The organism is Zwartia lucis, assembly GCF_965234455.1.
Lineage (GTDB): Bacteria > Pseudomonadota > Gammaproteobacteria > Burkholderiales > Burkholderiaceae_B > Zwartia > Zwartia lucis.
On the sequence record NZ_OZ248472.1, the window covers coordinates 169,477 to 182,644 of the forward strand.

The 13,168-nt window shown below is 49.7% G+C and carries 12 protein-coding genes; 7 read left to right on the forward strand and 5 right to left on the reverse strand.

Going from position 1 to position 13,168, the window contains the following annotated elements; translation table 11 throughout:
• Positions 1 to 1,311 (forward strand): 23S rRNA (uracil(1939)-C(5))-methyltransferase RlmD, encoded by a 1,311-nt coding sequence (rlmD, locus tag AC8GE9_RS00815; protein WP_506675220.1) that lies wholly within the window; start codon positions 1 to 3, stop codon positions 1,309 to 1,311.
• On the opposite strand, the gene argH is transcribed toward rlmD, so the two are convergent.
• Positions 1,288 to 2,715, reverse strand: a complete 1,428-nt coding sequence (argH, locus tag AC8GE9_RS00820; RefSeq protein WP_506675221.1) for an argininosuccinate lyase — start codon at positions 2,713 to 2,715, stop codon at positions 1,288 to 1,290. The genes rlmD and argH overlap by 24 nt on opposite strands.
• 85 nt (positions 2,716 to 2,800) lie before the next feature.
• Between argH and AC8GE9_RS00825 the strand changes: the two genes are divergently transcribed.
• Genes AC8GE9_RS00825 through AC8GE9_RS00835 form a run of 3 tightly spaced genes read left to right on the forward strand, consistent with a single transcriptional unit; the run spans position 2,801 to position 6,475 of the window.
• A complete protein-coding gene (locus AC8GE9_RS00825) occupies positions 2,801 to 4,450 on the forward strand; it encodes an NAD+ synthase (protein WP_506675222.1) in 1,650 nt (549 codons plus the stop codon).
• A 30-nt stretch (positions 4,451 to 4,480) separates the two neighbouring features.
• The gene (locus AC8GE9_RS00830; protein WP_506675223.1) at positions 4,481 to 4,819 is read left to right on the forward strand and encodes a P-II family nitrogen regulator; all 339 of its coding nucleotides are present in this window, start codon (positions 4,481 to 4,483) and stop codon (positions 4,817 to 4,819) included.
• Between the two features lie 30 nt (positions 4,820 to 4,849).
• Positions 4,850 to 6,475 carry a gamma-glutamyltransferase family protein gene (locus AC8GE9_RS00835; protein WP_506675224.1) on the forward strand — a complete coding sequence of 542 codons (1,626 nt, stop codon included), beginning with the start codon at positions 4,850 to 4,852 and terminating at the stop codon, positions 6,473 to 6,475.
• Here AC8GE9_RS00835 and AC8GE9_RS00840 read toward each other — a convergent pair.
• Entirely contained in the window at positions 6,390 to 7,040 is a 651-nt protein-coding gene (locus AC8GE9_RS00840) for a chorismate--pyruvate lyase family protein (RefSeq protein ID WP_506675225.1), read from the reverse strand. The genes AC8GE9_RS00835 and AC8GE9_RS00840 overlap by 86 nt on opposite strands.
• A 20-nt stretch (positions 7,041 to 7,060) precedes the next feature.
• On the opposite strand from AC8GE9_RS00840, the gene AC8GE9_RS00845 reads away from it, so the two are divergent.
• Positions 7,061 to 7,789 (forward strand): pseudouridine synthase, encoded by a 729-nt coding sequence (locus AC8GE9_RS00845; RefSeq protein ID WP_506675226.1) that lies wholly within the window; start codon positions 7,061 to 7,063, stop codon positions 7,787 to 7,789.
• A 13-nt stretch (positions 7,790 to 7,802) separates the two neighbouring features.
• Here the strand turns inward: AC8GE9_RS00845 and AC8GE9_RS00850 are convergent, their stop codons facing one another.
• Positions 7,803 to 8,660 carry a 23S rRNA (adenine(2030)-N(6))-methyltransferase RlmJ gene (locus tag AC8GE9_RS00850; protein WP_506675227.1) on the reverse strand — a complete coding sequence of 286 codons (858 nt, stop codon included), beginning with the start codon at positions 8,658 to 8,660 and terminating at the stop codon, positions 7,803 to 7,805.
• Positions 8,661 to 8,872: 212 nt separating this feature from the next.
• On the opposite strand from AC8GE9_RS00850, the gene AC8GE9_RS00855 reads away from it, so the two are divergent.
• The gene (locus tag AC8GE9_RS00855; protein WP_506675228.1) at positions 8,873 to 10,837 is read left to right on the forward strand and encodes a SurA N-terminal domain-containing protein; all 1,965 of its coding nucleotides are present in this window, start codon (positions 8,873 to 8,875) and stop codon (positions 10,835 to 10,837) included.
• A 25-nt stretch (positions 10,838 to 10,862) separates the two neighbouring features.
• Here the strand turns inward: AC8GE9_RS00855 and AC8GE9_RS00860 are convergent, their stop codons facing one another.
• Positions 10,863 to 11,522, reverse strand: coding sequence for an arylesterase (locus AC8GE9_RS00860; protein WP_506675229.1), 660 nt, complete (start codon positions 11,520 to 11,522; stop codon positions 10,863 to 10,865).
• Between AC8GE9_RS00860 and AC8GE9_RS00865 the strand changes: the two genes are divergently transcribed.
• On the forward strand, positions 11,521 to 12,195 hold the full coding sequence (locus AC8GE9_RS00865; RefSeq protein WP_506675230.1) for an ABC transporter ATP-binding protein: 675 nt from the start codon (positions 11,521 to 11,523) through the stop codon (positions 12,193 to 12,195). The genes AC8GE9_RS00860 and AC8GE9_RS00865 overlap by 2 nt on opposite strands.
• Before the next feature lie 13 nt (positions 12,196 to 12,208).
• On the opposite strand, the gene AC8GE9_RS00870 is transcribed toward AC8GE9_RS00865, so the two are convergent.
• Complete coding sequence (locus tag AC8GE9_RS00870) at positions 12,209 to 13,141, reverse strand: DMT family transporter (protein ID WP_506675231.1); 933 nt, start codon at positions 13,139 to 13,141, stop codon at positions 12,209 to 12,211.
• Positions 13,142 to 13,168 lie beyond the last annotated feature (27 nt).

The following is a 13,168-nucleotide window of genomic DNA, read 5'->3' on the forward strand; positions in this document are numbered from 1 at the left end:
ATGTCTGTTGATGTATTGCAGGTCGAGTCTCTCGACCTAGAAGCACGCGGCATATCTCGCCGTGATGGGAAAGTTGTATTTATTGAGGGCGCGCTTCCAAGCGAGCATGTCACCGTCAACACGTTTCGACGTAAGCCTTCCTATGATGTAGGTCACGTTATTCAGATTCGACGAGAATCATCAGTGCGCGTCAAGCCGCGCTGTGAACATTTTGGTGTCTGTGGTGGTTGCGTGATGCAACATCTTGAGCCGAGCGCCCAGGTCGCTGTCAAGCAGCGCGCCCTCGAAGACGCACTTCACCATATCGGCAAAACACGCCCTGAGCACGTATTGCCGGCATTGCATGGCCCTTATTGGGGCTATCGCTATCGTGCCAGATTCGCGGTACGTTGGGTCGCCAAAAAGGGGACTGTTTTAGTTGGCTTTCATGAGCGTAAAAGCCGTTTTGTTGCCGACATTAAAACTTGTCACGTTTTACCACCCCACGTCGCTGCTTTATTGATGCCATTGCGCGAACTCGTGAGGAATTTGTCTGCCCCTGATCGCTTTCCCCAAATCGAAGCCTCGGTTGGAGAGGGCGCCACTGCGCTGGTGTTGAGGCATCTCGTTCCACTGACTGCGCAAGATCTCGTTGTGCTGCGTGACTTTGCTGCCCGTCATGCCATTCAATGGTGGCTTCAGCCGCATGGTCCAGAAACAGTCGCCCCTTTAGACCCAGACCAAGCGCACTTCTTGCATTACACCTTGCCAGAGTTCGGTTTGGAAATGCCATTCAAACCGACTGACTTTACTCAAGTCAACCATCAAATCAATAGAGTGCTTGTTTCTCGCGCGATGACCCTGCTTGAACCACAGGCACAAGATCGCATTGTGGATATGTTTTGTGGTCTTGGGAATTTCACGCTTCCTCTGGCAACACGTTGTCGAGAGGTGGTAGGTGTCGAAGGTAGCGAAACTTTGACTGCGCGCGCTCAGGAGGCAGCAAAACGTGCTGGGATTCGCCACGCAAAATTTGAAACTCTAAATTTGTTCGATGTGACGGCAGAGTGGTTAGCAGAGCTTGGTTACTTTGACAGGATGCTGATCGACCCACCTCGTGAGGGCGCCCAAGCACTTTCCCAGGCACTGATCAACCTACCAAAATCGTATCGACCTGTTCGCATTGTGTATGTGTCATGCAATCCTGCAACTCTTGCGCGAGACACCGCTATTTTGTTACATGCAGGGGGCTACAAGCTCAAAGCGGCTGGTGTGGTGAACATGTTTCCCCACACCAGCCATGTTGAATCAATTGCCGTTTTTGATTCCTAAGTCAATAATTTTTTGTGCTGCCTGGCGCACGCGCTCAGGCGCTGTTCCTCCAATGTGATTGCGTGCTGCAACAGAGCCTTCGAGGGTCAGTACGCTGTGTACATCGTCACCGATTGAGAGATGAAATTTCCTGAGTTCAGCAACACTCAAATCTGCAAGATCACAGCCTTTTTGTTCACATTCACGTACTGCATGCGCGACGGCCTCGTGCGCATCGCGAAAGGGAACACCGCGCTTGACAAGGTAGTCCGCTAAATCAGTGGCTGTTGCAAAACCTTGTAATGCAGCCGCACGCATTGCGTCTGCTTTAACCCGAATGCCAGCGACAAGATCAACAAAAATCGTGAGCGTATCGCGGACCGTATCAGCTGTATCGAAGAGTCCTTCCTTGTCTTCTTGATTATCCTTGTTGTAAGCGAGAGGTTGGCCTTTCATGAGCGTCAACAACGCGACGAGGTGACCATTGACACGTCCCGTTTTGCCTCGTGCAAGCTCAGGCACATCCGGGTTTTTCTTTTGCGGCATGATCGAACTGCCTGTGCAAAAACGATCTGCCAGATCAATGAATCCCACCCTTGGACTCATCCAAATCACGATTTCTTCTGAAAATCTTGAAATGTGCGTCATGATCAGGGCGCACGCACTACAAAACTCAATCGCAAAATCACGGTCGGATACTGCATCGAGCGAGTTTTGGCAGACATCATCAAAGTCCAGCAGTTTGGCGACTAAAGGACGATCGATTGGAAAGCTGGTGCCGGCTAAGGCAGCAGCGCCTAGGGGCAAAATATTGACGCGTTTGCGACAGTCCGCCAAGCGTTCTGCGTCGCGTCCAAACATTTCGGCATATGCCAGCAAATGATGACCAAAGGTGACCGGTTGCGCGACCTGCATATGCGTGAATCCAGGCAAAATCGTGCTTGAATGCTCCAAGGCGACAAGCGCAAGTGCATGACGAAGTTGCCCGAGCAATATGATCAGCCCATCGATTTCATGGCGGAGCCAGAGGCGGATATCGGTCGCGACCTGATCATTGCGCGAGCGGCCAGTATGAAGACGCTTGCCAGCATCTCCCACAAGCTCAACGAGCCGCTTTTCAATATTTAGGTGGACATCTTCGAGGTCTAATAGCCACTGAAAGCGCCCTTCATCGATTTCAGTCAAAATCTGCATCATGCCGCGTTCGATATCGCTGCGATCTTGAGGTGTGATGACTTTGACGGCTTCGAGCATTTGGGCATGCGCCAAGGAGCCTTGGATATCGAAATGTGCTAGGCGTTTATCAAAGTCAACAGAGGCTGTGTAGCGTTTGACGAGCTCCGAAACGGGTTCCGAAAAGCGGGCGGACCACGCTTGGGCTTTTTTGTCGAATTGGCTCTGATTTGGTTTGGGTGTATTTTTCATGATGAGCAAATTATAGAACGCAGCGCAGCCTTGGTAGACATGAGATAATTTTTACTCACGACAACTTGTTTAAACCGGAATCATTATGTCTGCGGTCAGGGTCGGCATTGCACAATTGAACGCCCTCGTGGGTGACTTGACGGGTAACGCTCGTCTGGTGTTTGAGGCCGCCCAGGAGGCTTATAGGCAGGGCGCTCGTGTGTTGATCACGCCCGAACTCATGCTCACGGGGTATCCCCCCGAGGACTTATTACTCAGGCCTGACTTTGTCGAGCGCTGCGAAGCTACTTTACGTGCGCTTTGCCAGGATCTCTCGACGCTTAAAGGCATGCACGTTGTTTTAGGGCATGTCAGCAACACCCAGGAGGGTTTGCGCAATGCGGCCACTGTCCTTGCTGACGGTGCTGTGTTGGGGACTTATTTCAAAAAAGAACTGCCTAATTACTCAGTTTTCGACGAAAAACGCTATTTCACCTCTGGCACCGAAGCTTTCGCTTTTAGTGTGGAAGGGGTTCGCTTCGGTATCAATATTTGCGAAGATATTTGGGGTGAGACAGCCCCAGAAGCCGCATCCGCGCTTGACATACAGGCTTTGTTAGTGCTGAACGCCTCACCTTATAGTCTTGAAAAGCAAGCTCAACGCGTGCGTATTGCTTTGCGTTGCATTGAGCGGACGCATTGCGCGTTGGTTTATGCCAACCTCGTGGGTGCTCAGGATGAGTTGGTGTTTGATGGTGCGTCTTTTGTCTTGTCGCGGGAGGGAAAGCTCGTTTTGCGTGCGTCGGATTTCGAGTCATCACTAAGTTATATTGAGGTATCTTCTGAGGGTGTCGTTTCCTCGTCTGAGATAGGAAACCATCACCAAGGCATGCAGTTATCTGCGGAGGTTTTGTCCAAAGAAGCCCAAATATGGGAAGCACTCAAGGTTTGCTTGACCGATTATGTGAAAAAAAATGGATTCCGTAGTGTCATTTTAGGTTTATCAGGCGGTATCGACTCTGCAGTCGTAATGGCCATCGCCGTCGATGCCCTTGGCGCTGATCGTGTGCATGCTGTGATGATGCCATCCCGTTATACGGCAGACATCTCACAAATCGATGCGAGAGACATGGTTAAACGGTTGGGCGTGGATTATCGTGAAATCGCGATCGCAGACCTTGCAAGCAGTTTTGATCAGGTGCTTGCCCCCATTTTTGCTGGTCGCGCGCCTGATGCCACCGAGGAAAACATCCAAGCAAGGCTGCGCGGTATGCTGTTGATGGCTCTTTCCAATAAATTTGGTCATCTGGTTCTCACGACAGGTAATAAATCCGAACTTTCAACAGGCTATTGCACCCTTTATGGGGATATGGCGGGCGGCTTTGCTGTTCTGAAAGATGTCGCGAAAACAATGGTTTACCGCCTTGCGCGCTGGCGAAACACGTTTGGCGAAGTCATTCCTGTTCGAATCATTACGAGACCACCCTCGGCTGAACTGCGAGAAGATCAAACTGATCAGGACAACCTGCCTGAATATGATGTGATCGATGCGATTATTGAACATTACGTTGAGAGAAATGCTTCGACTGCACAAATTGTGGCGGCAGGATACCCACTCGCCGCTGTGGAGCAGGTAGTACGCTTGATCCGCATTAACGAGTACAAGCGCAAGCAGGGTCCCTTTGGTCCTCGTATTACGGAACGGGCATTTGGACGTGATTGGCGTTATCCTTTGTCTAATGGTTTTCGAGACTAAACATAATTTTTCACAAAAATAGGACTCATCGTGAAGCAAGTGACTGCCATTATTAAGCCCTTCAAACTTGACGAAGTGCGTGAAGCCTTGGCCGAAGTGGGTGTGAACGGATTGACCGTCACGGAGGTCAAGGGCTTCGGGCGTCAAAAAGGTCATACTGAGCTCTACCGCGGTGCAGAGTACGTAGTGGATTTTCTTCCTAAAATTCGGGTTGAGATGGTCGTAGCCGACGAGGCGGTTGATCGTGTGATTGAGGCCATTGTTCGTGCCGCCCGCACAGGAAAAATTGGTGATGGCAAAATTTTTGTGACCGCGGTCGAACAAGCCATTCGAATCCGTACAAGCGAGAGCGGTGACGCTGCGCTGTGATTTTTCTTTAATTTTTTGAGTCATATCCAAATGAAATCTTTTAACTGGGCCAACCCGTACCCAACTATTCGTATCCCGGTGTTCGCCCGTAACGTTGTATCTACCTCGCACCCTTTAGCTGCGCAAGCCGGTTTGCGCATGCTCTTAAAAGGCGGTTCTGCGGTGGATGCCGTGATCGCAGCTGCAGCAGCCATTACGTTGGTTGAGCCTGTCTCCTGTGGGCTTGGAGGGGATGCTTTTGCGATTGTCTGGGATGGAAAAACGCTTCAAGGGCTTAACGCCTCCGGCTATGCCCCTAAAGCTTGGGATATTGATTATTTCAAAAGGAAATACGGCGTTGATGTCAATGGGCTTGCTAAAGCACCCAAACGAGGCGTAGACGCCATCACAGTACCTGGCGTAGTTGCGGGCTGGGCTGCCTTGCACGAGCGTTATGGCAAGCTTGCTTTCGCCGAATTGATGGAGCCGGCAATAGAAATCGCAGAGCGAGGCTATTCGGTGCCTCCCGTGGTTGCACAAAAGTGGGCTGCTGCAGTTCCAGAACTCAAAAACCAACCAGGTTTTGCGCATACTTTCATGCCTGAAGGTCGTGCACCGAAAGTAGGTGAGCGTTTTGTCTTTAAGGATGTCGCACAAACACTAAGAAAAATTGGTGCGTCACTTGGGCGGGACATGTACGAAGGTGAGACCGCAGAAAAACTGGTCGCTTTTATCCGTGAGCATGGCGGTGCCCACACAATCGAGGATTTTCGTCAATATCGCCCAGAGTGGGTGACGCCGATTTCAAAAAACTATCACGGCTATACGCTTCATGAAATTCCACCGAATGGTCAGGGAATTTCCGCGTTGCAGGCGCTTGGCATGCTTGAGCATTTCGATCTCGCCAACATGAAGGTTGACTCTGTCGAATCTCAGCATGTCCAAATCGAAGCGATGAAACTCGCCATGGCTGATCTTTATCGTTATGTTGCAGATCCGCGCGCCATGGAAGTTTCTGCCTCTCAAATGCTCGATGATGATTACCTCGCTGAGCGTGCAAAACTGATCGATCTCAATCGTGCAACACATTTCCCTCCAGGCATGCCACCGACAGGCGGTACGATTTACCTGACTGCGGCCGATGAAAATGGCATGATGGTTTCTTTTATCCAGTCCAATTACATGGGTTTTGGTTCTGGTGTTGTGGTGCCCGGGACCGGTGTCAGTTTTCAGAACCGTGGCGTTGGTTTTTCCATGGATCCTAAGTCCTCCAATGTCGTCCAAGGTCACAAGCGACCCTTCCACACCATCATCCCCGGATTTTTAACGCGTGACGGTGAGCCCGTGATGAGCTTTGGAGTGATGGGTGGCGATATTCAGCCTCAGGGACATATTCAAACAGTCATCCGAATGGTGGACTATCACCAGCAGCCTCAAGCAGCATGTGATGCACCCAGATGGAAGGTGAATCGAGATTTCACGCTAGACGTCGAATCCACGATGCGTGCAACGACGATTGCAGGGTTGGAAAAGCTTGGCCATTCGCTCAAAGCGATCGATGATCCGTATATGGACTTTGGTTCGGGGCAGTTTATTTGGCGCTTGTCCAAGGACCTGCAAGACGGCTATGTTGTGGCCAGTGATAGTCGTCGAGATGGCCAGGCTGTTGGGTTTTAAGCGACCGTAAAAGCTGCCAGAATTCGGGCAAGAAACACTCCGCTACCAAAAGTGGAGTGCCTTGTCGCCAAAATACGGATCGTCTTGCTAGCAAAGGTTTACAGCACGCATGCATCCCGTTGGATTGAAAGAGGGTGCGTTGCGCGGTTCGATACAAAGGAATTTGTTTCGTTAAACGAGCGACCTCGAAATCCGAACGCAATATTGCGACATCATCATATAAGATGTCAGCGAGAGGTCTGCTTTGGAGCCGACGAACACCTTGCCAAACACCGTGCGACGCCTGCAGTGGCGTCACGCTTCGTGCAACAACGCATTCGGTTTGCTTGATCTCCATCACAATTTCTCTTACCCATACGGGCGCTTGCACAGTCGTTCCAAGACGATAGGCTTCGTCAGGCTGCGCTCCCGCTGGATATTCGGCCAAGACGCGCAATCTGAGGTTACCAAGCGCGCGCAGGGCCACTGTGAGGGCGCCGGGACGGGTCAGCCACTGTTTTTGAAGCACCGATAAAGAAGGTGCAGGGCGCGATCGCCACGGTCTGGAGGAGTCAAAAGGATGCATGGGTGTGTATTATCCAACTTATGGAAAAGTTACGCATATCAAAATTAATGGCAGACCGTGGACTGTGCTCAAGACGCGAGGCAGATAGTTACATCGAGCGAGGCTGGGTCAAGGTCGATGGCGTGGTCGCGAGCTTGGGGGAGCGTGCTTTGCCCACCCAAACTATTACGCTCGATAAAAATGTCGCGACGCAACAAACCTCTCGTGTCACGATCCTTATTCACAAGCCGATGGCCTATGTTTCAGGTCAAGCGGAGGACGGTTATACGCCTGCTGTTGCCCTGATTAATGCGACGAGTCGCGCTCAATCGGATCGAAGTCCTCTCAAGTTCGATCGATCACAGCTCAGGGGACTCGCTGTCGCCGGTCGGCTCGATATCGATTCGACAGGTTTGTTGGTATTGACGCAAGACGGTCGCATTGCTCGCCAACTAATTGGTGAGGATTCAGAGATTGAAAAAGAATATCTTGTCCGCGTGCAGGGCCGTTTAGCGCCTGGCAGTCTAGAGCTCCTCAATGAAGGTCTCTCGCTGGATGGAAAACGCCTCAAACGCGCTCAAGTGCGTTGGCAAAATGAGGATCAGTTGCAGTTTGTCTTGCGTGAAGGAAAAAAAAGACAAATTCGTCGAATGTGTGAACTCGTTGGTCTCAAGGTTCTCGGACTTAAACGCGTTCGGATCGGTGGTGTGAAGCTTTCGGACTTGCCTGTGGGCCAGTGGCGCTTCCTCGGTACCAACGAACGGTTTTAACTAGGCTCCGTTACTAGTGCGTGAGAAAATCCAATTTGTAATGCGCACGTTCATCTTGCCCCAATGTTTTGACTAACCATGGCAATGTTTCTTTCATTGCCGCAGTTAATGTATAGGGCGGATTGATGATAAACATACCGCTACCATGAAGACCTAAGCCATCCGAGGAGGGCTTTTGTACGGATACACTGACATGTGTCCAATTTTTTCCGGATATCTTTTCTACTTGTCTTGGAAGTTCTTGCGCTTCGCGGCGTTGAACCTGCGGATACCACACAGCGTAACAGCCCGTTGGAAAACGCAACAACGCGTCTTTTAACGTTTCGACCACGCGTCGATAGTCTTGCTTATCTTCGTAGGAAGGATCGATCAAAACAATCGCACGTCGTGTTGGTGGTGGAATATGACCCTTGAGGCCTGCAAAGCCATCATCCCCAAAGACTGAAGTTTGTCTTGGCACTCTCGATGCGCGCTGATCAAGGTTTTGACGAAGAATGTCAGCTTCGTTTTGGTGCATTTCAAACAAACGCAACTTATCTTGCGCGCGACAGGCTTCGAGGGCGATCCAAGGAGAGCCAGGATAGATTCGTAACTCGCCATCGGGATTCAACTCTTTGATGACATCAAGATACTGCATGACTGCTGGCGGACGAGACTTGGCATCCCAAACACGCGCAATACCATCGAGATACTCGCCTTTTTTTTGTGCCCATTCTCCTCCTAGGTCATACAAGCCAGCGCCGGCATGGAGGTCAACAAACCAATAAGGCGTTTCTTTTTGGTTGTAATACTGAAGAATATGGGTGAGAACGATATGTTTGAGAACATCGGCATGATTGCCTGCATGAAAACCGTGTCGATAACTAAACAAATGACTCTCCGAAATATATATTTATATTATAAATCAATTATTTAAATAAATAAATTCATGTAGTACTTAAGGCAATGTCGTTGTATGATTTAAAGATCTGTTCAATTTAAGTCAGTCGTATTGAATACATACTCACTTTCAAAGATTCTTTAAGCATAGCGTAAGCCGGTGGTAAACTTCGGCGGCTTACTTTTTAGGTGTGCGGCTCATTTATGTTTGATTTCATTCGTAATCATCAGCGTTGGATGCAACTGATCCTACTGCTTCTTATTGTCCCTTCTTTCGTTTTTTTCGGTGTTCAGGGATATTCGGGCTTTATGTCCTCAGAGCCAGAGTTAGTCTCTGTCGGAGAACAGCCCATTACCTTGGGGCAGTTCAATCAGGCCCGCACATCGCAACTTGAACAGGTTCGCAATGCCTTAGGTGCGCAGTTTGATCCTGCAGCCTTTGACACGCCTGAGTTTCGCGAGCAGCTCTTAAATCGGATGGTTGATGAACGCACGATCGCGCTCGCTGCGGCAAAAGGTCGCTATTCCGTTTCTGATGAAACACTGCGTCGGACAATCGCTACCATTCCTGCCGTTCAGGAAAACGGTCAATTTTCGTCTCAACGCTATCGTGATGTTCTTGCCGCCCAGGGCATGACTCCCACGAGTTTTGAGCTTGGCCTCAGACGTGATCTCGCCTTTGCTCAGGTTCTTCAGCCAATCGGTTTGACCGCTCGCGTTCCTTCAGAAGTCACGGAGAAAATTCTTTTACTTTTGACTGAAAAAAGAACGGTCGAGCGTCGTAGTTTTGCGGCCTCCGCATTTGTAAACACCATCAATGTCTCTGAGGCGGATATTAAAAAGTGGTATGACAACAATCAGGCAAAGCTGCAAGTTCCTGAAAACGTCGACGTGCAATATGTTGTGCTCAACGAGAAAGCCGCCACAAAAGATATCAAGGTGAGCGAACAAAATATCGAAAATTTTTATAAACAAAATCAAGCGCGCTATGGTCAGCCTGAGCGCCGGCGCGTGAGTCACATTTTGATTGAACTTTCTGCTTCAGCAAACGATGCTGTGAAAACAGAAGCGCGTGCCAAAGCCCAAGACATAGCCAATCGTGCGCTCGCTGCGCCTGAAAATTTTGGAGCGCTTGCCAAAGAGTTCTCCCAAGACAGTGGCTCTGCAAACCAAGGCGGTGACCTAGGTTGGATTAGTAAAAATATGTTGGTTCCACAGGTTGAAACGTCTGTTTTTGAGCTTGACCGAGGCAAAATTTCTGGGGTCGTTGAGAGTCCATTTGGCTTTCACGTGATTAATGTTATTGATGTCCAGCCTGCTTCGATCAAGCCTTTAGCTGAGGTCAAAGAGGACATCACTAGTGAAATTCGCAAACAACTGGCTGCCGAACAATTTGCTCAGCTCGCTAACAAGCTCACCAGCCTCGTCTATGATCAACGCGATAGTCTGGCCCCAATTGCCACAGCGCTCAGTCTCCCTGTTTTAACTGCGACCGGATTGACGCGTGAAGGTTTGTTACCGGCTTCTCAGCGTTCTGCTGCTGCTATCACCGAAGAGGAGCAACTGATCTTTGGTAATCCGAAAGTTCGGCAAGCGGTTTTCTCTGCTGATGTTTTAAAAGAAAAATTAAATTCAGGTTTGATCGAGGTGTCGTCTGATGTGATTGTTGCTGTTCGAATCGTAGCGACTCATCCATCGTACATTCCTCCCTTGGCAGCCGTCTCCGAACAAATTAAACAACAGTTGACTAATGAGCTTTCTTTGGCTGCTGCGCAAGCGTCTGGCCTTAAAGAGCTTGAACTGCTCAAAGCCGCACCTCAAACTGAGCCCAAGGATTTTGAGGCCGCTATCGAAGTCACTCGACAGCAGCCCGTTACGTTAAATCGCGAACAGCTCGAAGCGGTGATGTCATCGAAGACGGCACCCTTACCAACCTATGTTGGCGTTGCAGGTGCTGAGCAATACACTATTTTGAGACTGTCTAAAGTTCAAGAAGGCCCCAAACCTGAGCCAGCGCAATTGAGTCAATTACAAGCGCAGCTTTCTCAAGCATGGGGCGTAGCTGAAGAACAGGCTGCTCTAAAGGTGCTACGCAAGGAATTTAAAGTCAAAATGCTTCCGGATGCATCGAAACTCATTAGTGGAGAGCTTGACGCGGCGAAGCTTTAACGCGTAGCCGCTGTCATGGTTGCTCTCATGGCTTGAGCATGGGTAAAAGTATTTTTTGCACATTACCCAACAAAATCGGCTGTGCTTCCTCATTGGGATGGATTGTATCGGCCTGAAACATGGCCGGATTTTCCGCAATACCCCCTAGAAAGAACGGTATGAGTGCTGTTTCTTCGCTCAAGGCAACTTCTTCAAATAATCTTTTGAATGCAGTCGTGTACTCCCTTCCATAATTGGGGGGTATTTGCATGCCTGCAATGATGGGCTTGGCACCCGTCGCTTTGACCAAGTGAACCATTGCAAGCAAATTGTTTTTTGTCATCTCAAGTGGCAATCCTCGAAGCGCATCATTCGCGCCTAACTCAATCAGCACGATATTGGGACTTGTGCGTTCAAGCAATGCCTTCAAGCGCGTTCGTCCACCACTCGTTGTGTCACCGCTAATGCTTGCATTGATAATTTCTATTTTTGGATGCGCATTTGAAAGAGATGTTTTTAACAACTCTACCCAGCCGGTTCCACGCTTTAATCCGTATTCTGCAGATAGACTGTCACCCACGACTAATATTCTTGTGGGATGATTGGAAAATTGTGGGGTTTGTGCGTACGCGGCTAAACCTTGAAGCATGGCAAGCCCGATCATTCCAAGGTTAATGTGACGTCGATAGCGAGAGAATGAATTCATGAATGATGTGACCAAAGCGATTGTAGTCGAGCGACTTTCTAAGCAAGTGATTGATGCTACGGGAGTATTGAGTATTTTAGATGACGTAAGCTTTTCGGTTTCGGTGGGACAGTCACTTGCAATTACTGGCGCATCTGGCTCTGGCAAATCAACTCTTTTAGGTCTTCTTGCTGGTTTGGACCAACCAAGCGGGGGAGAAGTTCATTTGCTTGGACAATCACTGACTCAAATGAATGAGGATCGCAGAGCGGCCTTCAGAGCCAGTCATGTTGGATTTGTTTTTCAATCTTTTCAGCTTCTTCCTAATTTGACTGCTCTTGAAAACGTGATGTTACCGATTGAACTTGCGGGAAAACCTGCCGCAGCGGCGGCAAACTCGATGTTGCAACGCGTAGGGCTTGGTGAGCGGCTACATCACTATCCTTCGACTCTGTCTGGCGGCGAGCAACAACGCGTCTCAATTGCTCGCGCCTTTGTTCAAGGTCCGATTTTAATCTTTGCCGATGAGCCCACGGGGAGCTTGGATGCTGTGACTGGAGCGACGATCATTGATCTCATGTTCGAGCTCGCCGCACAACAAAACACAACGCTTGTTCTGGTGACGCACGATCTCTCTCTGGCAGCTCGCTGTGATCGACAATTAGTCCTGCAGGGCGGTCGAGTGGTTTCCTGATCCAATATGGCGCCTAGCTTCGGCTGCGGCGCCACTCGATCAGACTATTGACGATGCCGCTTGCACAAATAATGATGATGCCTATCCATGTGGTGGTGTCGGGAAGGTGAGACCAGACAAGCCACCCAATTGTTGCGGCAAAGATGATTTGTAAATATATAAAGGGAGCGAGGAGCGACGCAGGTGCGTTGCGATATGACTGAATTTGTAGCAGATGTCCTAGCCCTCCCGTCGCACCAGATAGCAAAAGAATGGTCCAATTCCAGACGCTCAAGGTTTGTAGACTACTCACTGCGGAGGACCAAACGAAGGGCAAACACAGCGTCAAGGATCCAGTCCCAATCGCCCCTCCCCAAAGCACAGTGGTAAATGCACTGTCTCGCGCGAGCATTCTTGAGATTAAGTGTTGTGCAGTTAAGAGGCATGCGGTGATCAGCCCCATGATCACTCCTATCAGGGGCAATCCCGCTGAAGGACGCACAACAATCAACACGCCGACCAGTCCGATGCCAGCAGCGATCCAGCGTGATTGACGGGAAGGTTCCTTTAAAACCCAGGGTGCGACAGACAGCATTAAAAGGGGGGCAAGAAAAATAAGTGCTGTTGCCTCTGCTTGAGGTAAATAACTCAGCGTTGTGAAAAATGTCAATGCTGAGCCCAGCATGGCTGCGCCTCGCAGACACTGTAATTTGGGCATTTTGCTTTTAAAAACACCCAATCCGCGGCTAGGTAAAATGATCGACATCAACAAAACGAGATGAATGGCGTATCGAAACCAGCAAAAAACGAGCAAAGGCACACCAACGGACATGATCCACTTTCCCATGCCATCTAAGCTTGTCAAAAAAATAAGCGAAAATAGGAAGGTAAGCATGCCAAGCAGAGGGCGTTGAGCCGGCGGGGCGAATGCGGAGGATGCAGCACTCAGTGCAGATACCCGAGGCATCAACCGAGCTCCTGTAATGTGTTGGAT